General features: G+C 71.1%; 24 protein-coding genes. 12 read left to right on the top strand and 12 right to left on the bottom strand.

The genetic code is table 11. The features are described 5' to 3' along the window. Positions 1–70: 70 nt before the first annotated feature. From O2W20_RS20780 to O2W20_RS20750, 7 genes are read right to left on the bottom strand one after another with little or no spacing between them, the layout of a single operon-like run. Positions 71–1498: an NAD-dependent succinate-semialdehyde dehydrogenase gene (locus tag O2W20_RS20780; protein ID WP_269173526.1), complete on the bottom strand. Its 1428-nt coding sequence runs from the start codon at positions 1496–1498 to the stop codon at positions 71–73. After that, on the bottom strand, positions 1495–2721 hold the full coding sequence (locus O2W20_RS20775; protein ID WP_269173525.1) for an iron-containing alcohol dehydrogenase: 1227 nt from the start codon (positions 2719–2721) through the stop codon (positions 1495–1497). Before O2W20_RS20775 ends, O2W20_RS20780 begins: the two co-directional genes overlap by 4 nt. After that, a complete protein-coding gene (locus tag O2W20_RS20770; protein ID WP_269173524.1) occupies positions 2714–3478 on the bottom strand; it encodes an SDR family NAD(P)-dependent oxidoreductase in 765 nt (254 codons plus the stop codon). The genes O2W20_RS20775 and O2W20_RS20770 overlap by 8 nt, the downstream gene beginning before the upstream one ends. After that, positions 3475–4272, bottom strand: coding sequence for an HpcH/HpaI aldolase family protein (locus O2W20_RS20765; protein WP_269173523.1), 798 nt, complete (start codon positions 4270–4272; stop codon positions 3475–3477). Before O2W20_RS20765 ends, O2W20_RS20770 begins: the two co-directional genes overlap by 4 nt. Then, positions 4269–5180: a hypothetical protein gene (locus tag O2W20_RS20760; protein ID WP_269173522.1), complete on the bottom strand. Its 912-nt coding sequence runs from the start codon at positions 5178–5180 to the stop codon at positions 4269–4271. The genes O2W20_RS20765 and O2W20_RS20760 overlap by 4 nt, the downstream gene beginning before the upstream one ends. Beyond that, entirely contained in the window at positions 5177–6130 is a 954-nt protein-coding gene (locus tag O2W20_RS20755; RefSeq protein ID WP_269173521.1) for a 3-keto-5-aminohexanoate cleavage protein, read from the bottom strand. Before O2W20_RS20755 ends, O2W20_RS20760 begins: the two co-directional genes overlap by 4 nt. Further along, positions 6130–7050 (bottom strand): DUF6282 family protein, encoded by a 921-nt coding sequence (locus O2W20_RS20750; RefSeq protein ID WP_269173520.1) that lies wholly within the window; start codon positions 7048–7050, stop codon positions 6130–6132. Before O2W20_RS20750 ends, O2W20_RS20755 begins: the two co-directional genes overlap by 1 nt. 280 nt (positions 7051–7330) lie before the next feature. On the opposite strand from O2W20_RS20750, the gene O2W20_RS20745 reads away from it, so the two are divergent. From O2W20_RS20745 to O2W20_RS20715, 7 genes are all read left to right on the top strand, one after another. Then, positions 7331–8059, top strand: a complete 729-nt coding sequence (locus O2W20_RS20745) for an IclR family transcriptional regulator (RefSeq protein WP_269173519.1) — start codon at positions 7331–7333, stop codon at positions 8057–8059. Between the two features lie 19 nt (positions 8060–8078). Continuing rightward, positions 8079–8981, top strand: a complete 903-nt coding sequence (locus tag O2W20_RS20740) for an ABC transporter permease (RefSeq protein ID WP_269173518.1) — start codon at positions 8079–8081, stop codon at positions 8979–8981. After that, positions 8978–9832, top strand: coding sequence for an ABC transporter permease (locus O2W20_RS20735; protein ID WP_269173517.1), 855 nt, complete (start codon positions 8978–8980; stop codon positions 9830–9832). Before O2W20_RS20740 ends, O2W20_RS20735 begins: the two co-directional genes overlap by 4 nt. Positions 9833–9840: 8 nt before the next feature. Further along, positions 9841–10977 (top strand): ABC transporter ATP-binding protein, encoded by a 1137-nt coding sequence (locus tag O2W20_RS20730; RefSeq protein ID WP_269173516.1) that lies wholly within the window; start codon positions 9841–9843, stop codon positions 10975–10977. Between the two features lie 275 nt (positions 10978–11252). After that, a complete protein-coding gene (locus tag O2W20_RS20725; protein ID WP_269173515.1) occupies positions 11253–12320 on the top strand; it encodes an extracellular solute-binding protein in 1068 nt (355 codons plus the stop codon). A 58-nt stretch (positions 12321–12378) separates the two neighbouring features. Beyond that, a complete protein-coding gene (locus O2W20_RS20720) occupies positions 12379–13131 on the top strand; it encodes an IclR family transcriptional regulator (RefSeq protein ID WP_269173514.1) in 753 nt (250 codons plus the stop codon). Further along, on the top strand, positions 13118–13744 hold the full coding sequence (locus O2W20_RS20715; protein ID WP_269173513.1) for a nuclear transport factor 2 family protein: 627 nt from the start codon (positions 13118–13120) through the stop codon (positions 13742–13744). Before O2W20_RS20720 ends, O2W20_RS20715 begins: the two co-directional genes overlap by 14 nt. 123 nt (positions 13745–13867) lie before the next feature. On the opposite strand, the gene O2W20_RS20710 is transcribed toward O2W20_RS20715, so the two are convergent. Then, positions 13868–15088 carry an NADH:flavin oxidoreductase/NADH oxidase gene (locus tag O2W20_RS20710; RefSeq protein ID WP_269173512.1) on the bottom strand — a complete coding sequence of 407 codons (1221 nt, stop codon included), beginning with the start codon at positions 15086–15088 and terminating at the stop codon, positions 13868–13870. Between the two features lie 153 nt (positions 15089–15241). Here O2W20_RS20710 and O2W20_RS20705 point away from each other — a divergent pair, with 153 nt between their 5' ends. Further along, positions 15242–15787 (top strand): GIY-YIG nuclease family protein, encoded by a 546-nt coding sequence (locus O2W20_RS20705; RefSeq protein WP_269173511.1) that lies wholly within the window; start codon positions 15242–15244, stop codon positions 15785–15787. A 199-nt stretch (positions 15788–15986) separates the two neighbouring features. On the opposite strand, the gene O2W20_RS20700 is transcribed toward O2W20_RS20705, so the two are convergent. Genes O2W20_RS20700 through O2W20_RS20685 form a run of 4 tightly spaced genes read right to left on the bottom strand, consistent with a single transcriptional unit; the run spans position 15987 to position 18254 of the window. Then, complete coding sequence (locus O2W20_RS20700) at positions 15987–16325, bottom strand: nitrile hydratase accessory protein (protein WP_269173510.1); 339 nt, start codon at positions 16323–16325, stop codon at positions 15987–15989. A 14-nt stretch (positions 16326–16339) separates the two neighbouring features. Further along, on the bottom strand, positions 16340–16966 hold the full coding sequence (gene nthA, locus O2W20_RS20695) for a nitrile hydratase subunit alpha (protein ID WP_269173509.1): 627 nt from the start codon (positions 16964–16966) through the stop codon (positions 16340–16342). Beyond that, positions 16966–17727: a nitrile hydratase subunit beta gene (nthB, locus tag O2W20_RS20690; RefSeq protein WP_269173508.1), complete on the bottom strand. Its 762-nt coding sequence runs from the start codon at positions 17725–17727 to the stop codon at positions 16966–16968. Before nthB ends, nthA begins: the two co-directional genes overlap by 1 nt. Continuing rightward, positions 17724–18254, bottom strand: a complete 531-nt coding sequence (locus O2W20_RS20685; RefSeq protein WP_269173507.1) for a DUF1097 domain-containing protein — start codon at positions 18252–18254, stop codon at positions 17724–17726. The genes nthB and O2W20_RS20685 overlap by 4 nt, the downstream gene beginning before the upstream one ends. Positions 18255–18496: 242 nt before the next feature. Here O2W20_RS20685 and O2W20_RS22715 point away from each other — a divergent pair, with 242 nt between their 5' ends. From O2W20_RS22715 to drmD, 4 genes are all read left to right on the top strand, one after another. Continuing rightward, a complete protein-coding gene (locus O2W20_RS22715; RefSeq protein ID WP_331254134.1) occupies positions 18497–18769 on the top strand; it encodes a GIY-YIG nuclease family protein in 273 nt (90 codons plus the stop codon). Positions 18770–18827: 58 nt separating this feature from the next. After that, positions 18828–20144, top strand: coding sequence for an APC family permease (locus tag O2W20_RS20675; RefSeq protein WP_269173505.1), 1317 nt, complete (start codon positions 18828–18830; stop codon positions 20142–20144). Next, a complete protein-coding gene (locus tag O2W20_RS20670) occupies positions 20144–20887 on the top strand; it encodes an IclR family transcriptional regulator (RefSeq protein ID WP_269173504.1) in 744 nt (247 codons plus the stop codon). Before O2W20_RS20675 ends, O2W20_RS20670 begins: the two co-directional genes overlap by 1 nt. Positions 20888–21046: 159 nt before the next feature. Beyond that, positions 21047–24238, top strand: a complete 3192-nt coding sequence (gene drmD / locus O2W20_RS20665) for a DISARM system SNF2-like helicase DrmD (protein ID WP_269173503.1) — start codon at positions 21047–21049, stop codon at positions 24236–24238. Positions 24239–24312 lie beyond the last annotated feature (74 nt).

Below are 24312 nucleotides of genomic sequence, written 5' to 3'. Positions count from 1 at the left end.
CGAGGGCGGGTTCCCGATCGGGAACCCGCCCTCCGTGCACATCACCACCCGCGACCGGGCCGCGCCGGGGTCACGCGGTCAGGGCGATGTACTTCTCCTCGAGGAACTCCAGGATGCCCTCGGAGCTGCCCTCGCGGCCCAGGCCGCTCTGCTTGACGCCGCCGAACGGGGCCGCCGGGTCGCTGACGACGCCGCGGTTCACCGCGACCATCCCCGCCTCCATCCGGCGGGCGACCGCCATCGCCTCCCGCTCCTCGCCGAACACGTAGGCCATCAGCCCGTAGATCGTGTCGTTGGCCATCCGGACGGCGTCGTCCACGTCGTCGAAGCGGACCACTGCGGTCACCGGGCCGAAGATCTCCGTCGTGCTGATCGACGAGCCGTGCACCACGTCGGTGAGCAGCGTCGCGTCGTAGAAGGCCCCCTCGGCCGAGGCGGTGCCGCCGCGGACGACGGTCGCGCCTGCGGCCACGGCGTCGTCGACCAGGCCGGCCACCTTGTCCCGCTCGTGCACCGACACGAGGGCGCCGAGGTCGTTGGCGCGGTCCAGCCCCGGCCCGACGGCGACCTTGGCCAGGGCGGTGTCCATCCGGGCGACGAACTCGTCGTGCAGCGAGCTGTGCACGTAGAAGCGGTTGGCCGCCGTGCAGGCCGAGCCGCCGTTGCGCATCTTCGCCAGCAGCGCACCCTCCACCGTGACGTCGAGGTCGGCGCCGGGCAGCACGATCAGCGGCGCGTTGCCGCCCAGCTCCATCGAGGCGCTGACCACCCGGTCGGCGCAGGCGTGCAGCAGCTCGCGGCCGACCTCGGTCGACCCGGTGAACGACAGCTTCCGCACCTCCGGGCGGTCGAGCATCGCCTTCACCAGCGGGCCGGTGGGCATCGGCGTCACCAGGTTGACCACGCCGCGCGGGACCCCGACGCGGTGCAGCACGTCGACGACGTAGGCGGCGGTGAGCGGCGTCTCGCGGGCGGGCTTGAGGATGGTCGTGCAGCCGGCCGCGAGTGCCGGGGCGAGCTTGCGGGTCGCCATCGCGGCCGGGAAGTTCCACGGCGTGATCAGCAGCGAGACGCCGATCGGCTGCCGGTCGACCACGATCCGCTTGTCACCGGCGGGGGAGAGCCGGTAGTCACCCGGCACCCGCACGGCCTCCTCGGCGAACCAGCGGAAGAACTCCTTGGCGTAGCCGGCCTCGCCCATGGCGTCGGACCAGCTCTTGCCGTTCTCCCGCACCATCAGCTCGGCGAAGTGCTCGACCTCCTCGGTCAGCACGTCGTAGGCGGCGCGGAGCAGCTCGCTGCGCCGGCGCGGGGCGGTCGCCGCCCACCCCTCCTGCGCGGCGGCCGCGGCGTCCACGGCGGCCATGCAGTCGGCCTCGGTGGCGACAGCGAAGCCCGCGATGACCGTGGAGTCGGCGGGGTCGACGACGTCGAACCGGCGGCCGTCGGAACCGGGCCGCCACTCCCCGTCGATGAAGAGGTCGGTCTGCAGGTTCATGCGTCGCTCCGATCGGTACGGGTTCCGGTGAGGGCGTTCTCGAGGACCTCCAGCAGCAGGTCCCGGGTGGGGTCGACCGGTGCGATCGCCAGCAACCGCGCTGACCGCAGCGCGAGGTCGGCGATGTGCGGCAGCTGGTCATGGTCGAGGCCGATGGCGGCCAGGTCGGCGGGGACCCCGATCTCCGCGTTCAGTTGCACCACCCGGGCGACGGTGCGCTCGGCCGAGGCCTCGCTGGCGGGGATGCCCTCCAGCGCCGCACCGAGGGTGGCGATCCGCGCGGCGACGTCGGCGTCCCGCCGGAGCACGTCGAGGACGTAGGGGAGCATCAGCCCGGTGCCCAGGCCGTGCGGGGTCTTGGTCAGCGCGCCGATCGGGTACTGCAGGGCATGGCACAGGTGGGTGCCGGTCGACCCGAACGCGATCCCGCCGAGCAGCGCCCCGCGGGCGACCTCGGAGCGGGCGCGCCGGTTGCCGGGCTCCCGGACGGCGACCGGCAGCCACGGACCCAGGTGCCCGGCGGCCTGCAGCGCGATCGGCTCGATCAGGGCGTTGCGCCCGGTGAACACCGGCAGCGGCGCGGTCCAGTCGACGTCCAGCTCCCGGGCGGTGTAGGACTCCACCGCGTGCACCAGGGCGTCGATGCCGGAGAAGGCGGTCACCGACGCGGGGGCGCCGAGGGTCAGCTCGGGGTCGACGACGGCGGCGGCCGGCACCAGGAACGGGCTGGAGATGCCCACCTTGAGCTCGCGGTCCGGGTCGGACACGACCGCGACGGGGGTGACCTCCGAGCCGGTGCCGGCCGTCGTCGGCACCGCCACGATCGGCACGACCGGGCCGGGCACCAGGTTCTCGCCGTAGTAGCGGGACAGCGGGCCGGCGTAGCGGGACAGCAGCGCCACGACCTTGGCCGCGTCCAGCGCGCTGCCGCCGCCGATCGCGAGGACGACGTCCGCGCCGAAGTCGCGGGCCACCTCGGCGGCCGCGGTCAGGGTGTCGACCGGCAACTCGGGGGTGATGTCGGCGTAGACCTGCACCTCCATCCCGGTGCCGGCCAGCTCACCGACGATGCCGGTCAGCAGTTCGGTGCCGACCAGGAACGGGTCGACGACGGCGAGCACCCGCCGGCCGTGCAGGCCGACGATCTCGGGCAGCTGGGCACGCGCACCCCAGCCGACGTGCACCCGGGCAGGCAGCCGCAGCGTCCCGATCTGCTCAGGCAACGAACCCACCGTCCACCGGCAGGACCACACCGGACAGGTGGCTGGCCCGGTCGCTGACCAGGAAGGACACGACGTTGCCGACCTCGGGGCCGGTACCCACCTTGCGCAGCGGGGTTGCGGCGATCCGGGCCTCGACCCCGCCCGGGATCGCCTCCCGGGTCTGGGCCAGCATCGGCGTCTCGGTGGGGCCGGGCGCGATCACGTTCACCCGGATGCCCAGCGGCCCGACGTCGTGCGCCGCGGTGCGGGTGAGGCCGATGACGGCGTGCTTGCTGGCCTGGTAGGCGCCCATCCCGGAGCTGCCCCGCAGGCCGCCGATGCTGCTCACGTTGACGATCGAGCCCGATCCCTGGTGCTCCATCACCCGGATCTCCTCGCGGAGGCACAGCCAGGTGCCCTTCACGTTCACCGCCATGAGCTGGTCGAAGTCGGCCTCGGCCACCTGGTCCAGCCGGCCGGCCTGGGTCATCGCGGCGTTGTTGAAGGCGCCGTCGAGCCGGCCGAACCGCTCGACCGTCGCGTCGACGAACCGGGCGACGTCCCCGGCCGAGGAGACGTCGCCGGTGGTGCAGGCGACGTCGTGCCCGTCGGCCACGAGCTCCTTGGTCAGCAGCTCCAGCGGGCCCGCGTTCCGGGCGACGAGCATCAGGCTGGCGCCGTCGGCGGCCAGCACCCGTGCGGTGTCCGCGCCGATCCCGGCGCTCGCGCCGACGACGAGCACGACCGTGCCCGCCAGCGGTGATCGCGGCTCACTCATGGTGTCTCCTGTCGAGGTCGTTCGAAGGTCACGGTGCGACCCGCGTCGGCGGCCGCCTTCATCGCGGTGCCGAAGAGGGTGGCGTCGTTGCTGAGCAGCGTGAAGGTGAAGCCGGCGTCGACGGAGGCGCGCACCGAGGCGGCGGTGGCCCCGCCGGCGTTGCCGACCGGTACCCCCGCCGTCCGGCCGGCCTCGACGGCGGAGGCGATCAGTGCGACCACGTCCGGGTCCGACGGCGTCTTCCCCTCGCTCACCGAGAGGTCGACGGCACCGACCAGCAGCGCGTCCACGCCCTCGACGGCTGCGATGGCGCCGGCGTTGCGGACGCCCAGCGCGCTCTCGATCTGCGCGATGAGCACCACCTCCTGCTGGCCGTAGCGCAGGTACTCCGCGAGCGGGGTCGCGCCCCAGGCGCCGGCCCGGCTGGTGGACCCCACGCCCCGGGAGCCCAGCGGCGGGAAGCGGACCGCGGCGGCCGCCGCGCGGGCCTGCTCGACGGTGTCGACGTGCGGCACCATCACGCCCTCGGCCCCGGCGTCGAGCACCCGCTGCACGAGCCCGGGGTGCAGGTCGGGCACCCGGACGACGGGGGAGACCCCGGTGTGCAGCGCCGTCCCGATCAGCCGGGAGGCGGACTCCAGGTCGAGCGGGGAGTGCTCGAGGTCGATGACGACGAAGTCCAGGCCGGCCAGGGCGATCAGCTCCATGGTCTCCGTCGCCGGGAGCTTCACCCAGGTGCCGAGCGCGGGTCCCCGCTCGTCGGCGAGGGCGGCGCGGAAGCGGCTCGTCCTCACCGGGCCGGGTAGTCGTCGGCGTTCAGCACCCACCCGGAGGCGGCGAAGTCCGCACGCGGCGGGGAGAAGAGGTCGATCAGCTGCTGGTGCGGCCCGACGCCCTGAGTGGTGTGCACCGTCGGCGGCGGGATGACGCAGATCGACGGTGTGGCGATCTCGCGGTTCTCGTCCGGGCGCCACTGGGCCGAGTCCGGACCCCACGGGTAGCGGATGTGGTGCACGAACCGGCCCTTGACCGCCAGCGAGATCTGCTCGAAGTCCTCGTGCGTGTGCGGCGACAGCTTCTGCGCGTTGCGCGGGGCGGGCTCCTCGGCGAGGAAGTTCACCATCAGGTTGGTGGTGCGGAAGATCCGCCCGAAGCGCCCCTCGGCGATCGGCGTCTCGGCGAGCCGGTAGACCCGGAGCCGGAAGCCGCCGACCGGGTCCGGCCCGGGCACCATCGGCGCGGCGCGCAGGTCGGGCTCGGCGTACACCGCCGCGTTCACCGAGCTCGCGGTCAGGTCGTCGGCCACCGTGGAGAACAGCCGGATCAGCACGCCGTCGGAATCGACCCGGACCTCGCTGTCCCCGGGCGGGACGACGACGAGCGCCTCCTCGGCGACCGACTCGGTGGCGCCGTCGGCGGTCACCGTCACCGGGGCGCTGTCGGAGTACAGCAGCACGGTGTACTCGTCGGGCTGGCCGATGCGGGCGAAGACGTCGCCGGCCTTGGCGTCGGTGTAGGCAATCACCAGGTTCGCCGCCCGGGCGATCCAGGTGCGGCTGCCGTTCGGCGCGGTCTCGGTCGGCGGGAGCGACAGGAACTCGATCCACTGCGAGGGCCGGATCGGCGTGCTGGGGTCGACCGTCCGGGTCGGTGTGGCGATGGCCAGGTTCGACCGGATGTCGTCGGCGGCGTAGGTGGTCATGCGAGAGCACTGCCCTTCTGAGCGTCGGTGCTGGTGGGGCGGCCGCGCAGCGCAAGCATCGCGCGGGCCTCTGCCGGGGTGGCGATCTGCTTGCCGAGGTCCTCGACGACGCCGCGGATCTTGGTGACCTGCTGGGCGTTGCTCTCGGCGAGACGGCCCTTGCCGAGCCAGAGGCTGTCCTCGAGCCCGACTCGGACGTGCCCGCCGAGCCAGGCGCTGTGCGTGGCGAACTGCATCTGGTCGCGGCCGGCGGCGAAGGCGGAGAAGGAGTAGTCGTCGCCGAAGAGCTTGTCGGCGATCCGGACCATGTGCTCGAGGTTCTCGTGGTCGGCGCCGATGCCGCCGAGGATGCCGAACACCCCCTGGATCAGCAGGGGAGCCGGGGCCAGGCCCCGGTCCACGAAGTGGGCCAGGGAGTACAGGTGGCCGATGTCGTAGCACTCGTACTCGAAGCGGGTGCCGGTCGCACCGAGGGTGCGCAGGGTGTGCTCGATCCGGTCGAAGCTGTTGACGAACGGATGGGAGTACGTGTTGAGCACGTACGGGCGCTCCCAGTCGTGCTTCCAGTCGGTGACCCGGTCGGCGATCCCCGAGTACACGAAGTTCATCGACCCCATGTTCATCGAGGCGAGTTCCGGCTGGAACCGGGTCGCCCCGGCCAGCCGCTGCTCCATGGTCATCGCCGACGAGCCGCCGGTGGTGATGTTGATGACCGCGTCGGTGGCCTCGGTGATCCGCGGGACGATCTGCTCGAACACCTCCGGCTCCCACGCCGGCCGGCCGTCCGGGTGCCGGGCGTGCAGGTGGACGACGGCCGACCCGGCCTCGATCGCCCCGAGCGCGGCCTCGACCACCTGGTCGGCCGACAGCGGCAGGTACGGGCTCTGCGACGGGACGTTGACCGACCCGGTCACCGCAGTCGTGATGATGACCTTCTCCGCCGTGCGCATCAGTTGGTCTCCTCCAGGCCGAGGAGGAAGGCGGTGTTGCGGCAGATCATCTGCCGGATGTCGGCAGCGGGGATGCCGTGGTCGAGCAGCTGCTGGACGACGAGCAGGTAGGCGTCGACCGGGAGCGGGTTGCCCACCTGGCCGAGGTCGGAGTCGATGACCGTGTGCTCGGGGCCGATCTTGCGGATCCACTCGACGAGCTGCTCGATCGGCCAGTCCGGGGCCTTGACCCGCGGGTCGTACATCGACAGCTCGTGCTCGACGAAGGCACCGAGGCCGATCATCTTCTCGATCGCGGTCTCGGAGGCGTTGATGATGTAGTCCGGGTGGTGGATGAGCATCCGCCGGACGCCGTTGCGGTGGGCCGTCTCGAAGAAGGCGACCATCGAGTCGCCGTCCAGGTGGCCGCCGGTGAGCAGGATGTCCGCGTCGCCGACCAGCCGGGTGACCAGGTCGGTGGCCTCGGACACCTCACCGGAGGCGTCGAAGACCGACACCTCCTGCTCGTAGAGGTTGCCGGTGTTGTGCGGGAAGCCGTCGTCGTGGCGGTGCGCCTCGATGTGCTGGGCGGCCGACACGGTGGGCCCCCAGACGCACTTGCCACCCATGTTGATCGCCACTGCGACGGCCGAGGGGTTCATCCCACCGACCTCGGAGTTCAGCGCCACCCCGCCGAACATCGGCGTCGGGGCCTCCGCCAGCCGCGGGCCCATGGCCAGCAGGTCCATCACGGTGTTGTGGTGATGGGACTTCACCAGCGCCGCCCGCATGCCGATCCGCGCGCCCTCGTAGGAGGCCTCGACGTGGTCCAGGCGCCGCGGGAACGGGCTGGGGCCGGAGTGGCAGTGGAGGTCGACGACGCCGTCCAAGACCTTCAGCAGTGCCGGCGACGGCTGGGTGTCTGCCTCCGCGGTGACCATCCGGGGACCTCCTCGTGTTCGGTATGCGTTGCGTTTGTTCAACCTACGCACGGCCGATCGACCATGTCCAGCCCTCAGGGCCAGCTGTGTTCATGATGCGAAATCGGTGATTGCATCCTGAACTCGCGGCTGCTTCACTCTGTGACGCAGCGCACCTGGCACTCGGTCAGGCGCGCAAACGAGGGGGTGGGACATGGAGGTCGCTGTCCGCGGCCAGCAGGCGCCGCCGGCACGGCCGGCCCCGCCGGAACAGCCGGTACGGCCGGCGAGTCGGGCGCCGATGGGAGCCGACTCGGAACGGGCGCTGATCCAGGCGATCGACCGGGCCGCGAACGTGCTGGCGCTGCTCGACCAGGACACCCGCCGGCTGACCGCGCCACTCGTCGCCGAGCGGCTCGGCCTCAACCGCACCACCGCGCACCGCTACCTGCAGTCGTTGCAGCGGGCCGGGTTCCTCAGCGCCACCGCCGGTCCGGGGCCGCTGCTGGACCAGCTGTCGGCGCTGGTCTCGGTCCGCCAGCAGCTGATCACCCTGGCGCCGGCGATCATGCGCCAGCTGGCCGACACCACCGGCCTGACCGCCGTGCTCAGCTTCCTGGGGCGCACCGGCGCCGTGGTGACGCTGGTCGAGGAGCCGCAGCAGACGACGATCCTGCTCACCGTCCGGGTCGGCACGGTGCTCGAGGTGAAGGCGGCGCAGACCCGCGTGCTGCTGGCGTTCCAGTCCGACCCGAGCGCGGTGACCCGGGCGCACGCGACGCTCACCGAGGCCCAGGCCGCCGTCGAGCGCAGCGCGCTGCACGACGTCCGGCGGCACCGGCTCGCCTGGGCCGACCTGGACCGCGTCGGCCTGGCGTCGGTCGCGGTGCCGGTGCTGGCGACCTACGACGTCCAGGCGGCGATGGCGCTGATCGGCACCAGCACGATGCTCAACCCCTCCGACTCCGCGGAGCGGGTCCATGCCCTCCAGGAGGCGGCTTCCACGCTCGGCTCCATGGTCGCCGGCTGAGTCGGAAGGTGGACCTCCCATGACAGTCCTCGCACGCGAACGAACCGACCCCGGCCGGTCGGCGCCGGCCGGGCGCCGAGCGCCGCGGCCGCACTGGCTGCTGCTCGTCCCGGCCCTCGGACTGCTCGGCGTGGTGCTGCTGATCCCGCTGGCGCAGAGCTTCCTGCGCAGCGTCGGCGCCCCCGACCTCACCGACGAGCACTACCGGTTGCTGTTCACCGACGGCGTCACCCTCACGGTGCTGCTGCGCACGGCGCAGACCGCCCTGCTGGTCACCGTGATCGCCTTCGTGCTCGGCTACCCCTACGCCTACGTGATGACCCGGGTCGGGCCGCGGATGCGGGCCGTCCTGCTGGTCATCGTGCTGGTGCCGTTCTGGACCTCGGTCATGGCCCGCAACTTCGCCTGGATCCTGATCCTGCAGCGTGGCGGGCCGGTCGACGAGTTCTTCCAGCTCTTCGGCCTGGACGTCGTCCTCTACGGCAGTGTCTCCGGCGTCGCCATCGCGATGAGCCAGGTGCTGCTGCCGTTCATGGTGTTGCCACTGTTCAGCGCGCTGAGCGGCATCGACCGGCGGCTGCTGCTGGCTGCGCGCGGCCTCGGGTCCTCCCCGCTGGTGGCGTTCTGGAAGATCTACTGGCCGCTGTCCCGGGCCGGCGTCACCGCGGGCCTGATCCTGGTCTTCACGCTGAGCCTGGGCTTCTACGTCACCCCCGCCCTGCTCGGCACTCCGCAGGAGTCGCTGATCGCCCAGCTGCTGGCCCAGCGCACCACCCAGCTCCTGGACTTCGCCGGTGCCGGCGCCCTCGGGATGCTCGTGCTGGTGATCACCCTGGTGCTGGTGGCCTGGGCGAACCGCATCGGCGGCACCGTCTCGGCGATCGGCGTCGTCGCCACCACCGGCACCAAGGAGCAGCGATGACCACGGCACCCGAGCTCGACGTCCCCCGGGCGCCCGCTGCCCGGCCAGCCCGACGCCGCCAGCGCAGCGTGGACGCCGTCCCGTGGTGGCTGCGGGTGGTGGTGGCGCTGGTCGCGCTGTACTTCGTGCTCCCGACGCTGTTCGTCATCCCGATGAGCTTCAGCGAGTCCTCGACGTTCAGCTTCCCGCCCGAGGGCTTCACGCTGCAGCTCTACCGGAACTTCTTCACCGACCCGGTCTGGCTGACCTCGCTGCGCAACTCGGTCGCCGTCGCGGTGGTCGCCGCGCTGCTGGCCACCGTGGTCGGCACCGCTGCGGCGGTCGGGCTGCACAACCTGACCGGCCGGATGGCCCGGCTGGCCCGCACGGTGCTGATGATCTCGATCGTCACGCCGGGCATCGTCATCGCGGTCGTCGTCTACATCTCCTTCCTGAAGTGGCACCTGGTGGGCTCCTTCACCGGGTACGTGCTCGCGCACGCCGCGATCGGCATGCCGTTCGTGCTGGTGTCGGTGACCAGTGCGCTGAGCGGCTTCGACCCCAAGCTGTTGCGGGCCTCGGCGTCGCTGGGCGCCAACCCGCTGCGGACCTTCCTGCGAGTGACCATGCCGCTGATCAGCCGGGGCATCCTCACCGGCGCGATCTTCGCCTTTGTGACCTCCTTCGACGAGGTGGTCATCGCGCTGTTCCTGCGTTCCCCGACCTTCCAGACGCTGCCTGTCCAGATGTTCAACAGCGTCACCTTCGAGGTCGACCCGACCATCGCCGCGACCTCCAGCCTGGTGGTCACCGCGGTCACCGTCATCTGTCTCGTCCCGCTGCTGCTGGGCAGCCGGCGCAAGAACCGATAGGAGCTGGCATGCCCGCCACCACCACGTCCACCGTCGCCCCGACGGCCGCGCCCGCCGTCCCCCGGGCGGGGACGCAGATCCGGCTGACCGACGTCGTGAAGGACTACGGCCTGGCCGTGCCGGCCGTCGACGGCGTCTCGCTGACCATCGAGCCGGGGGAGTTTATGACCCTGCTCGGTCCCAGCGGCTCCGGCAAGACCACGACCCTGAACCTGATCGCCGGCTTCGAGACCCTCACCTCGGGGCGCATCGCGTTCAACGGGGACGACGTCAGCAGCCTCCCGCCGCACAAGCGGGACCTGGGGATGCTGTTCCAGAACTACGCACTGTTCCCGCACATGACGGTGGCGCAGAACGTCGCCTACCCGCTGCGGGAGCGGAAGGTGCCCAAGGCGGAGATCACCCGCCGGGTGGCCGAGGTGCTGGAGCTCGTCCAGCTCACCGGGCGCGACGACAACGTGCCGTCCCAGCTCTCCGGCGGGCAGCAGCAGCGGGTGGCGCTGGCCCGCGCCATCGTCTTCGACCCGAAGGCGCTGCTGCTGGACGAGCCGCTGGGCGCACTGGACCGCAACCTGCGCGGCGCGCTGCAGGCGGAGATCCAGCGGATCCACCGGGAGGTGGGCTCGACGTTCGTCTTCGTCACCCACGACCAGGAGGAGGCGATGAGCCTCTCGGACCGGATCGCGTTGTTCAACAGCGGGCGGATCGAACAGGTCGGCAGCCCGGAGACGCTGTACCGGGCGCCGGAGACCCTCTTCACCGCGACCTTCCTGGGCGACTCGAACGTCTTCGAGCTGGCCCAGGCGCCGGGCAGCACCGTGGTGTGGGGCGACCGCACCTGGGCGGTGGAGCCGCGCACGGTGTCCGACCGGGCGCGGGCCGCAGAGCACGCGGCGCTGATGGTGCGGCCGGAGGACGTGCGCATCGCCCAGCGGGCCGACGAGGTGCCGGCCGGTGCGAACGCGGTGCCGGCGCGGGTCACCGACGTCCACTACCTGGGCTCCTACCGGAACGTCGTCCTCTCCTATGGCAGCAGCGACGTGGTCGGGCGGGCCCGGCTGGACGCGTCGGAGACCCAGCTGGCCGTCGGGCAGGACGTGGTGGCCTGGTGGCGGGTGGAGCGGCAGCGGGTCGTGTCGCGCTGACGCTCGTCCCGAGGCACCGCGCGGTGGACCGCCGCGCGGTGCCTCGGCATGCCCGGAGCCGGACGGCGGAAAGTGGCCTTCCACCTGCGCGTTCACGATGTGCACGGTCGTGTCACAGCGCGGTGCAACTTTCTCAGATGCCCCGCTCGACATGCTTGTCGCACTGCTTCGCACGGGGCTAGCGTTCACATGGCGATGACACACATCACATGCCGAACAACCTTCTGGGCCTCACGAGCCCGCCTCTCAAGGAAGTGACAACGATGCCACGATCCATGCGCGCGTTCGGAGCTCTCGGCGCGATCGTCCTCACCACCTCACTCGCCGCCTGTGGCAGTGACGACGGCGGGGGCGACCCCGCCGCGGCGGGTGCCGCCGACGAGGCCCAGCTGACGTTCGTCGGCTACGGCGGCGACGGTCAGGACGCCATGATCAAGGACTGGCAGGAGCCCTACACGGCGGAGAACCCGGGGGTCACCTTCGTCAACACCTCCCCGCCGGACGTCGCCCAGGTCAAGGCCCAGGTCGAGGCCGGCGCCGTCTCCTGGGACGTCGTCGCCGTCGCTCCGGCGGCCGCGCAGCAGAACTGCGACACGCTCTTCGAGCCGGTGGAGTACAGCGGCGTCAGCGAGGACGAGCTGGTCGAGCAGGCGGTCGGCGAGTGCTACGTCGGCGGGTTCATCAACTCCACGCCCTTCGCCTACCGGACCGAGGCGTACCCGGACCCGAGCACGGCGCCCCAGACGATCGAGGACTTCTTCGACGTGGAGGAGTTCCCGGGTCAGCGCGGCATCCTGACCAACCTGCAGAACGGCATCCTGGAGTACCCGCTGCTCGCCGACGGGGTCGCCCCCGAGGAGCTCTACCCGCTGGACGTCGACCGGGCGCTGGAGAAGCTGGACACCATCCGCGACGTCACCACCTTCGCCCCCAACGTCGGCGCGCTGCAGCAGGCGGTCGGCTCAGGCCAGGTGGACATGTTCCTGCTGTCGGACTCGCGACTGGTGCCGCTGCTGGACCAGGGCCTGGACATCACGATCGTCTGGGACACCACCGTGACGACGCTGAGCGCCTTCGCGGTGCCGAAGGGCGCCCCGAACGCGGCGGCCGCGGAGGCCTTCGTCTCCTCCCTCACCGGCCCGGAGGCCGCGGCGGCGATCTCCGAGGACCTGGGGACGGCGCCGGTGAACACGACGTCGGAGCCGGAGCTGTCGGAGAGCCAGCAGAAGGTCGAGGTCTACGGGCCGGTGAACACCGGGGAGAACGTGATGCAGGACGTCGACTGGTACGCCGAGAACTACAACGAGGTCTCCGCGCAGCTGACCAACTGGCTGGCCGGCTGAGCACCCCGCTCGAGTGCGGACACGTCGAGAAGTGCCCCTGGTGAACTACTCTTCGCGCATGGCGAACTCCGAGGACGCGACGTCGACCGCTGACATCCGTGCGGTGGCTCGGGTCGCCCAGATCTGCGCACTGTTCGGTCCGCAGGTGGTCGAGCTGACGGCGGCGGACATCGCCGACGCGACCGGGCTCAACCGGACGACGGCCTACCGCTACTGCGCCTCGATGGCGGCGGCCGGGATCCTCGAGCGGGGGTCTCGCCGGGGGACGTTCGCGCTCGGTGGGCTGATGCTCGAGCTGGGGGTGCAGGCGCTGGGCCGGCGGCGGGTGGTGGAGATCGCCGGGCCGCACCTGCAGCGGCTGAGGACCGCCGTCCGTATGACGGCGGTCCTCAGCGTCCGCGGCACCACCGGGCCGGTGGTGGCGCTGACCGAGGAGGACACCAGCCGGGTCGTCGTCATGACGGTGCACCCGGGCACCAAGCTGGACCCGACGGCCGCTCAGTCGCAGCTGATGTTCGCCTACGGGGACGCCTCGGCCATGGAGACCGCCACCGCCGGGATGTCGCCGGCGCAGCGGGCCCGGTTGGAGACCGACGTCTACTCGGCCCGGCGGCAGGGCTACAGCGTGGTGTGGAACGGGAGCACCGTCGCGGTGGCCGCCCCCGTGTTCGACGACAAGGGCCTGGCCGCGACGGTGGCGCTGCTGGGGGCGGGCGAGCTGGACCTCGAATCGACCCTGGAGCAGTTGCTGGCCACGACCAACGCGCTGAGCGCCGAGCTCGGCGGAGGCGCGCCTCGTGCCGTCGGCTGACGAGCAAGACCTGTTCGACCTGGTCCGGCGCGAGCGCTTCGCGCGCGACCAGCGGCGGTTCGACGTGATGGCCGGCTGCTTCCACCCCGGTGCGTGGGTGCGGACCACCTGGTACGACGGCGTCGGCGGCCAGGCCTACGTCGAGGCGACGCGCTCGTTGCTGGGCGACGCCCCGGCGGGGCCGTTCTCCGGCAAGCACTGGGTGTTCCCCGCCTTCGCCCAGGTCGACGGCGACCGCGCGACTGTGGAGAGCCCGGCGAAGATCTTCCTGCGTGAGGAGGTCGGTGGCATCCAGGCCGACGTCCACGCCTACTGCCGGTTCTTCTCCCGGGCCGTGCGGTCGGCTGGTTCCTGGAAGCTGCTGACCTTCCACGTGCTGTTCGAGTGGGACGAGCTGCGGCCGGTCGTCCCCGGCGAGGTGCCCGACCTGGACGTTGCCCTGCTGGCCGGGCTGCGCCCGTCGTACCGGTATCTCGGGTATCTGCAAACGAAGCGCGGGGTGCAGCTCAACCTCGACCTGCTCGGCGACGACCGGTGGGCGGAGCTGGTCGCCTTCCACGCCCGCGAGGACGCCTGGCTGGCCGGCGAGGGACCGATCGACGACCCGACGTAGATCGGTACGTCGACCAGGAGACGGTCGGCACCGTCGCCCGATGCTGCGGTCGCCTCGATCGTGCGCCGGGCTGCCCACCGCCGGTGCGGGCGGCCGACGTTATCACGTCGGCCGCCCGCAGGGTCAGACGCTGACCGGCACCTCGCCGAACTCGGCGATCGGGACGTCGGCCGTGGCGGCCGCGCGCACCTCGGCCGGGGTGGGCGGCAACCCGATGCTCGGGGCGTGGCCGCGGAAGTTCGACAGCCACCACCGCCAGTCCGCCGGCAGCAGGTCGAACGGGGCCTCCACGCCGAGCTCGCGGGCGGCCCAGACCGGCCAGTGCGGGTTCGACAGGGCCGGCCGACCGATCATCGCGACGTCGATGAGCTCGGAGCGGATCACCGAGTCGGCGGTCTGCGGGACGCCGAGGTTCCAGCTGGTGGCGACGGGGATGCCAACCTCGCGGCGGACCCGGGTGGCGCGCGGGACGAAGCCCGCGGGTTCGTTGAAGAACGAGGGGTTGACCATCTCGTCGGTGTTGCCGCCCATGGAGAGGTCGGCGAGGTCGAGGCCGTGCTCCTTCATCCAGCCGATGGCCTCGATGGAGTCCTCGAACTGCACGCCGCCGGGGTGGAAGTCGTCCGAGCCCAGCCGCATGGTCAGCGGGAGGTGCTCGGGCCAGACCTCCCGGACGGCGTCGAGAGCCTCGAGCAGGAAGCGGGCCCGGTTGCGGTTGCTGCCGCCGTACTCATCGGTGCGCTGGTTGGCGAGCGGGGAGAAGAAGCTGGCGGCGAGGTAGCCGTGCGCGAAGTGCATCTCCAGCCACTCGTAGCCGGCGTCGGCGGCGCGGCGGGCGGCGTCGGCGTAGCTGCGGTGCAGGCTCTTGATCTCCTCGACCGTCAGCTGGTGCACCGGGTAGGAGTGGTCGCCGCCGGCGGGGATGGCCGAGGGGCCGACGGTCTGCCAGCCGTCCGGGTGGTCCGGCGGGAGGGCCTTCCAGGAGCCCTGGGCGTTGGTCTCCTTGTGCGGCGGGACCTCGCTGCCCTTGCGGCCGGTGTGGCCGAGCTGGATGCCCGGGACGGCGCCGAAGCGCTTGATGATCGCGGTGACCCGGGCGTGGCCGGCGATCTGGTTGTCGTCCCAGATGCCGGCGCAGGACGTCGTCGTCCGGCCGTCGGGGGTGATGGCGATCTGCTCGGGGAAGACCAGCCCGAAGCCGCCGGCGGCGCGGGCCCCGAGGTACATGACGTGATAGTCGTCCATCTGGCCGTCGACCGAGCCGTACATGGTCATCGGCGACATGGCGATGCGGTTGCGCAGCGTCACGCCCTTGAGCGTGAAGGGGGAGAACAGGTCGGGCACGGGCGGTCCTCTCGAAGTCGGTGCCCACACGACACCTCCCGCTCGCTCCGCTCCGGTTACGGAAGCCGGGGACGTCGGTCAACTTCTCCGCACGGTGCTCTGCCGCCGCCGTGCGGATTGGGTCCTGCATGTTCCGGGCGTTTGACTGTCGGCATGAACTCCGTGGTCGCCGCGCTGCGCTCGCTCCCCGTGTCGCTGGACGAGGCGCGCGCCGGCGTGCCTGCCGCGCCGGGGGTCTATGCGTGGTGGGGGCGGTTCGGTGCGCTGCCCGGGATCTCCGGGCCGCGGCACGAGGTCGCCGGCCTGCAGTTGCTGTACGTGGGCATCGCGCCGAACGGGGCGGCGTCGAAGGCCACGCTGCGCAGCCGGGTAGTGGGAGACCACATCCGTGGGACGACGGGATCGTCGACGTTGCGCCGGTCGCTGGCTGCGTTGCTCAGCGAGCAGCAGGGCTGGCAGAGCCGGTGGACGACCCGGCCGGTGCTGGTCAACGCCGACGAGCTGCGGCTGTCGGAGTGGATGGGGGAGAAGCTGCGGCTGACCTGGGCCGAGCACTCCGAGCCGTGGACGGTCGAGGCCGAGGTGATCGCCGAGCTGGAACCACCGCTCAACCTGGCCGACAACGCCGCCCACCCGCTGCACGGGTTCCTGCGCGATGCCCGCACGCGCTGGCGCGAGGCGGCCAGAGCCGGAGAGTGACCCGGACGCCGTTGTGCGCTCGACGGGGCTTCGACCGGGGTTGGACCCCATCGAGAGAACGCGAACGTCGCTGTTCACCTGAGCTTGCCGCGATGTGTCTCGTGGAGAGGCGTGGCGAGAACCAGTCGGGCAGCGCGCTACTGGGCGCCTTCGTGCACCACCTGATCGCCCACGCGGCGGTCGTCGCGGGCGCCGGCGGTCAGTGGTCGTCGCGGTCTTCGGGGTTGACGTAGCCCTCCTCCAGCAGTCCGTGCCCGGCGACCACCTCGTGCAGGGCGCTCACCCAGTGCTCGTAGTACTCCCAGCGGCCGCGGGCGTCGGCCGGCGCGTTCTCCCAGGCGCCGATCTCGCCGATCAGTGCCTGCTGGAAGTCCGTCCACTCGTAGTGGCGGAACTCCGACAGGGCCACCGCCAGGCCGAAGGCGCGGCGCTGCCACTCGGCGTCGAAGGTCGGCTGGTCCAGGTCGGTGACGCAGGAGTCGTGGAAGACGGCCTTGCCGTCCGCGTCGTAGGTGAAGTCGACGACGTCGCTGCTCATCGGATCTCCTCGACTCAGACCGGGGCGGGGGCGTCGGCGAGGGCGACGCCGATCATCGACTCGGTGGTGACCAGCGCGGCGAGCTGTTCCTCGGTCCATCCCTCGGTGCCGGCGGGGCGTTCCGGGACGACGAACCAGCGGGAGTGACCGCTGGAGTCCCAGACGCGCACCTCGGTGTCGTCGTCCAGCGGCACACCGAGCTCGGTCAGTACCGCACGCGGTTCGCGGGCCGCCCGGGCGCGGAAGACCGGGTCCTTGTACCAGTACGGCGGCAGCCCGAGCACCGGCCACGGGAAGCAGGAGCAGAGGGTGCAGATGACCAGGTTGTGCACGCCGGGCTCGTTGAGCACGGCCGCGAGGTGCTCGCCCTCGGCGCCGGCCATGCCGTTGGGGAGGTCCAGCTGCGCGACCGCTGCGGGTGCGTCGGTGGCGAGCAGGGCGGCGAAGTCTGGGTCCACCCAGGCGCGGGCGACGATCTTCTGGCCGTTGAGCGGGGTCATCTCCGACTCGAAGTAGCCCAGCACCTTGTCGACCGTGGTGTGGGTGATGACCCCCTTCTCGATGAGCAGCGACTCGAGGGCGCGCACCTTGGCGGCGCTCTGCTCTTCGCGGTCGGACGGGAAGGCGAACTGCGTGCTCATCAGGCGACGTCCTCGGTGGTGGTCGGCGGGTTCAGGTAGGTCTCGTACAGCTCGACGTAGATCGGCCCGGCGTTCAGTTCGGCGGCGGCGCCCCAGACCTCCGCCGGCTCGAAGCGGACGACGTAGACCGGCACGGGCTGCTCGCCGAGGCCGTCGGGTCCGGTGGAGCAGAAGTAGGCGTAGCTGCCGCTCCAGACGCGCTCGATCACGCCGCTGCGGCCGCGGAGATAGCCGGGCAGCCGGGTGTGGTCGCTGTGCGGTGGGTTGCCGACGGTCACCGCGTCGCCGGCGGCGAAGCGGGGTTCGCCGGGGCCACGGTGCGGAGTGTCGCCCTGGCGGAGGTAGCGGATGACCTGGTCGTCGATGGAGTCGCTAGGGCGTACCGGCAGCTCGGCGGTAGGGGTCTCCGCGTACGTGGCGGTGGCGGCCGCGAGCTCTTCCTCGGTGACGTAGCCGTGCTGGAGGAAGTAGCTGGTGATGCCGCCCAGCCACTTCTCGTAGTACCGGAGCCTGAAGTAGTCGAAGGGGTTCATCGCCTCGGCGCCCTTGCGGAGGTCCGCCCACGTCCATGTGGTGTTCACGGCCGCGCCTGCCGCGTCCATGTCGTAGCCGGCGTCCCGCAGTGAGTCGCTGAGCCCCATCATCGCGGCGTGGATCCCGAAGATCCGCTTCTCCCAGTCCTCGACGAAGACACGCTTCTCGAAGTTGACCGGTGTGGTCTCGAGCCCTTCCAGGCCACCGAGGGCGTGCTGCAGTTTCACGTCGAGGCTCCTTCCGTGGTGGTGGTCAGATCACGGTCCTTCCCGCCGGTGAGGACGGCAGCGAGCCGTTCCGATGCGATGCCGAACAGGCCGCCGAGGACGAGGGCGGTGGCCACCATCAGGACCGGGTTCCCGATGCTGTCTGCGTAGGTGACATCCCGGCCGGTGACCGCGGACGTGCCGACCGTGGTGGCGAAACCCCAGACGATCGCGGGAATCGCGGTGAGCAGCGGGACGCGGGAGACGGCGACCATCCCGGCGCTGCCGACGCCCACGACGATGGCGGTGAGCAGAACGCCCAGCGTGGCCTGCTGGATGACCAGCAGGCACAGCGAGGCGATGGCGACGCCGGTCAGGTTGCTGGCGATCGACTGCACGAGGCCGCCGACGCCACCACCGAGGATGAAGAACGACGCCCAGGCGATGAAGACCACCCAGACCGGGACTTCGATGACCTCGGCGGTCAGCAGGACGGAGAGGGCGCCGAGCACCCCGATGCTCACCGTCAGCGCGTTCTTCTCACTCATGATCTGTGTCCATGCCGGTGGTCTCCCGTTCATCGGGTCCGCGCTGGAACGTTCTGCCGTGGATCGTGGGGGTCCTGTGTTGCCGTGCCGTTGCGCACGAATCACGTTCACGGGACCGGTAAGAAATCCATGCGCGGGGTCAAGAACGGACGAAAACGCCTGCAATTAATGGCGCTGGGCAGCTGGCCGATGGGAAAGCAGGCAACACAGGACCGGGGCCACCTCTCGGTCCGTCATCTGCGGTGCGTCGAGCTGATCTGACGACGCCGTCGTCCACACCGCTCGCCGCTTCATCACGTCGGCGGGGACGTTTCCCTGGGACGGCGTCGAAGGCGACGCTGCGGAGTCGGGTGGCGGGGGACCACATCCGTGGGACGACGGGATCGTCGACGCTGCGCCGGTCCCTGGCGGCGCTGCAGAGCGAGCGGGAGGGCTGGCAGAGCCGGTGGACGACGCGGCCGGTGCTGGTCAGCCGGGACCAGCTGCGGCTGTCGGAGTGGAGCGGAAGAAGCTAGCGCTGACCTGGGCCGAGCACCCGGAGCATCGGTATCGGCGCTGGCGCCGTCGGCGGCGATGGTGACGGTGCCGGCGATCGTGCTGGCCGGCGCGGGACGCGCGACGCTGCCGGCGTTCGTCGCGGCGACGGTGCTGGTGCTCCTGGTCGGCTGGTGCGTGTCGCTGTTCGCCCAGCGGCTGGCCGCCGTCGGCGGGGTCTACACGTACACCGCGCGCGGGCTCGGGCCGGTCGGAGCCGTGGTGGGCGGGTGGTCGCTGGCGATCGGCTACGCGGCGGTGTCCATGTCGGCGCTGGTGGGCTGCGCGCTGTACCTGGCGGCGCTGTTCTCGTTGCCCTCGTCGTCCGTCGCTCTGCTGGTCCTGCTGGTGGGTGGGCTGGCCGGGTGGTGCACGGTGCGCGGCATCCAGCTGTCGGCGCGGGTGGCGCTGGCCCTGGAGGTGGTGTCGATCGCCGTCGTCCTGGTGGTGCTCGCCGTACTGCTGCTGCGGCTGCCGGAGGGGCTGGGGACGGCGGCGCCCGTGGTCGACGGGGACGTGCGCTGGGGCGGGGTCGCGGTCGGCGTCGTCCTCGGGGTGACGGCGTTCATGGGCTTCGAGAGCGCCGGGGTGCTGGGCGTGGAGGCGCAGCGGCCGCTGATCGCGGTGCCGCGGGCGGTGCTCTGGACGCCGGCGGTGGCCGGGGTGCTGTTCCTGGTCGGCGCGGTGGCGCAGGTGGTGCTGCTCCGCCGGGCCCCGCTGGAGGTGCTGATGAGCCCGGTGCCGGTGTCCGCGCTGGCCGGGGAAACCGGCTGGCTGGTGCGGCTGCTGGACGTCGGCATCGCGGCGTCGTTCTTCGCCTGCGTGACCGGCTCGGTGAACGCGCTGGCGCGGGTGCTGTTCTCCATGGGCCGGGAGGGCGTGCTGCCCGCGGCGTTCGGGCGGGTGCACCTTCGACGGGGCACCCCCGTGCAGGCGCTGTCGCTGTGCCTGCCGCTGGTGGTCGGGGTGCCGTTCGTGGCGCTGCTGGCCGGTGCCGGCGGGCGTTCGGTGCTGACCGGGACGATCACCGTGTCGGCGTTCGGCTACGTGCTGGCCTACGTGCTGGTGTGCGCGGCGGCGCCGCTGTTCCTGCGCCGGATCGGTGAGCTGACGGTCTGGCCGGTGGTCGGCGGGTTGGTGGCGGCGGGGTTGTGGCTGCTCGTGCTGGTGGTGGCGCTGGGCGGGGAGTCCTGGCAGGGCGGCCGGGCCATGTCGTGGGCGTACCTGGCGGTACTGCTGCCAGGGGCGGCGTGGGCTGCGTGGCTGGCGCTGCGCCGGCCGTCGCGGCTGGCGCGGGTCGGGGTCTACGACGAGCCGACGGTGGCGAGCGTGCTGCCCGGGTCGATGGCGGCCTGATGGCGGCGGACGGCGGGCTGTCCGGGCGGCAGCCGAAGGCGGTGCAGAGCGCGCTGGCGGTGCTGGAGTGCGTGGCGCGGCTGGGGGCGGGGGTGACGGCGAAGGAGGTGGCCGAGTCGCTGGGCATGCCGCCGGCGACGGTGTACCGACTGCTGAACCTGCTGGTGGGGGAGCAGTACCTGGTCCGGCTGCCGGACCTGAGCGGGTTCGCGTTGGGTCGCAAGGTGGCCGGGCTGGCCGGGGCGATCGCGCCGGTGCGGGTGCCGTCGGCCGCCCGAGCTGTTCTCGCCGACCTCCGTAAGGAGGTGCGGGCCGGGGTGCACCTGATCTTGTACACGGCGACGACGCTGCGGGTGGCCGACATGGACCCCGATCTGCCGCTGCAGGACCCGGCGCTGGTGGAGCGCCACCTGCACGCGACCGCGGCCGGCAAGCTGCTGCTGGCCGAGCAGCCCGAGTGGCGCGACCTTGTGCCGCCGGCCAAGTTAACGCGGTTGATGAGGGCGACGGTGACGCGACCGGACGCGCTGGACGCCTGCCTGACTCGCGTGCGCGCGGACAACTGGGCGGGGCAAGCCGGGGAGCTGCACGAGGGAACCGCCTGCCTCGCCGTCCCGGTTCGTGACGCCGAGGGATCACTGATCGCCGGCGTCGCAGTGACCAGCAGCCGCTTCACAGTTTCAGTCGACTACTTGCCTTCCGCCTACCGTTTCGTCGACGGTCTCGTGCCTCTCCTCACCTGACGGGGTGACCTCGCCGGCGTAGGACACCCGGCGGGTGGCAGGTAGGGCCCCCTCCGGCCCTCCCACGCCATGGTTCGCGTGGCAACGGGAGTGACTGGGCGGAACCGAGTCATCACATATTGAGCCGACCTGACCGCGGGTGCCCGTAATGTGCGAGAGGTGACTCGGGGACTCGCGGTCGAGGAAAACGCCACAGGTTCCGTCGAGGGCCTTGAGGGGGCGAACTATTTGCCCCCGTTGCCGACGCCAGGCCAGGTCGTCGAGGTTCGAGGGTCGACGTGGGCGGTGGCGAACGTCCGGACGCAAGGCCTGCCCCGGAGCCCAGCCGACGAGACGTTGGCGCACCTGACGCACGTCGTCGAGTTGCAGTCCCTCGACGAGGACCGGCTGGGTGAGCAGCTGTCGGTGGTCTGGGAGCTCGAGGTCGGTCATACGGTCACCCCGGACCAGGGGCTGCCCGAGCGAATCCGGCCAGACGCGTTCGACGACCCCACGGTGCTCGCCGGCTTCATCGATGCCATGCGGTGGGGGGCTGTCACGTCAGCCGACCCCAACCGCTACCAGGCCCCGTTCTGGTCGGGTGTGAACGTCGAGGCCTACCAGCTTGAGCCGCTGCGTCGCGCGCTTAGTGCGCCGCGCACCAACCTCCTTCTTGCAGACGACGTGGGGCTGGGTAAGACGATCGAAGCCGGCCTAGTAATTCAGGAGCTGCTGCTCCGTCACCGAGCTCGCACCGTCGTGATCGTCTGTCCGCCGAGCCTGTCGTTGAAGTGGCAGGACGAGATGCGGGAGAAGTTCGGTCTGGACTTCACCATCGTCGACAGCGAGCTCATGGCGGAGATCCGCCGCTCCCACGGGCTGCACGCAAACCCCTTCACGCTCTTCCCACGGGTCATCGTGAGTATGGCGTGGTTGCCCCAGTCGCGGGCACAGCGTCTGCTGCGCGATGTCTACTCGCGCACGGCCAACCCGAAGTCCGCCAAGCGCTTCGCCTTCGACATCATCGTGGTCGATGAGGCCCATCACGTTGCCCCTGCCAGCCCGTCGGCGGTGGCTGGGGGCCGTGGCTACGCGGTTGACACCCACCGCACCGTCGCTGTGCGTGAACTGGCCGAGAAGTGCGAGCACCGGCTCTTCCTCAGCGCCACCCCACACAACGGTCACCCCGAGTCGTTCACCGCCCTGATGGAGATGATTGATCCCCGCCGGTTCTCGCGAGGCGCTCGTCTCGACGCCGCGGCGCTGCGCGATGTCACCGTCCGACGACTGAAAACGGACCTGACCGACAAGGGCTTTCAAAAGCGCTCAGTCACAGCGCTCTCCTACTCCCCGAGCGCCGAGGAGCAAAGCAAGTTCGAGGTGCTTGATCGGATCGTCCGGCGGAGTGCGGAGCTCAACGGCACCAGGCCGGGCGGCGACATCGTCACGATGCTGTTGAAGAAGCGATTCCTGTCGAGCCCTTACGCCTTCGGGACGACGTTGTCCCACTACGTTGCCGCGCGCGCCGGGGCTGGCTTGGCCGACGACGACTACGACGACGTCTTCGGGGAGGGGCGGGCCGACGACGAGGAAGGGCTCTGGGAGCAGGACGAAGCGACCCGACTCCGAGACTCGAAGAGCTCCGACCCACTCAGCGGCGCCGAGCCGGGGCAATTGGAGGAGCTCGCGCAGTGGGGGCGCAGCCATGAGAGCAAGCCTGATTCGCGGCTGGAGCGGCTCGTTGAGCTACTTGACGCCGTCTGTCGTCCCGCCGGCTCCTGGTCGAACGAGCGCGTCGTGGTCTTCACCGAGTACGCGGATACCGTCGACTGGCTGACCAGGGTGCTCACGCAGCGCGGGTACGCAGACGTGCTGGCCGTCATACAAGGGTCGACGCCGACCGAAGAGCGCGAAGTCCTCCGCGAGCAGTTCAACGCCGATCCGGCCACGGAAGCGGTCCGGGTCTTGCTGGCCACCGACGCGGCCGGCGAGGGCATCGACTTGCAGAAGTTCTGCCATCGGTTGGTGAACTTTGACATTCCGTTCAACCCCTCACGCCTAGAGCAGCGGATCGGCCGGATCGACCGGTACGGCCAGACCGAGCGCCCCGAGGTGTTCCACCTGGTCCCGGACTCGACCTCCTCGACCTACGGCGCCGATGCTCAGTTTCTGTCGATGATCGGTCGCAAGATCGCCCAGGTCGAGTACGACCTCGGGTCCGCCAACCAGGTCGTGGCCGGCGAGCTGGCGAGGCACTTTGCTGGGGGGCGGGCCACGAAGAGCAAGAAGAAGGGCCTCGACGGAAACCAGGTCATCGCCCAGGCCCTGGCCGGAAGTCTGACCATGAACTACAGGCTCACCGAGCTGGAGCAGGGCTACAGCGCCTCTCGAACGGCGATGCACCTGTCTCCCGCCAACCTGCGCAGAGTCGTTGACACCGCCCTCCAGATCAACCACCAGCTGCCGCTGATCCCCAATGACGACTTCGTCGAGGACCTCGACGCCGAGGTGTTCGATGTGCCCGCGCTGACGGCGGGATGGCGGCCTGCGCTGCGAGGCCTCGACACCCGTCGAAAGCCCGGCATCCTCCGCCCGATCACATTCGACCCGGAGGCGACCGCGGGACGCGACGACCTGGTTTATGTGCACCTCGGGCACCCCATCGTGCAGAAGGCACAGAGGTCGTTGCGTCGCTCGCTGTGGAGCGCCGACTCCCCGCTGAACCGGGTGACCGCTGTGGTCGTCGATGGGCTCCCCGAGTCCTTCGTCGCCGCGGTGACGCGCATGGTGCTGGTCGGCCGGGGCGGTCTGCGGCTGCACGAAGAGGTGTTCCTCGCCGGGGTCCGGCTGCGTGGACGGCGGGTCATGGCCGAGGACATCGCCGAGACTGCACTGGACACGGCTCTGGACGGAGGTGCCTTCATCGCCGCCGAGCGTGACCTCCGGGTACAGCTGACGGGGCTGTGGGACGCCGACGATGGAGCGCTCCGGGCCCGCTTGGAGCAGTCGATGAGTCAACGGGCGGCGCGCCGACACACGCTCGTCGTCGAGCAGCTGATGAAGCGTGAAGCGGCCGACGTCCAGCGAGCGCAGGACATCTTCGCCGCGTTCCGCACCAACCTGACCGAGAGCCTTAGTGCACTGGAGCAGGTCGAGAATGATCAGCAGCTGTCGCTGCTTCCGGATGAACAGGAGCGCCAACGTCGCCGCGACATCGACGGGATGCGGCGGCGTCTCGCGGAGCTCGGCGACGAGGAAGACCGGGAGATCCTGGCGATCCGCGATCGGTACGCCGAGGTCAAGCCGCACACCACGGCGGCTGCAGTGGTCTTCGCTCTGACGCCGGCCGACGCCCGAGGGGTGTTCGCCTGATGGCCCGCACTGCCCGCACTGCCCGCGCAGCTGGTCAGAGCGGTCGCCAGGTCACGCATGCCTGGATGCGCCCG

The organism is Modestobacter sp. VKM Ac-2982, assembly GCF_026967935.1.
Taxonomy (GTDB): Bacteria; Actinomycetota; Actinomycetes; order Mycobacteriales; family Geodermatophilaceae; genus Modestobacter.
This window is presented reverse-complemented; position numbering and strand designations above follow the sequence as displayed.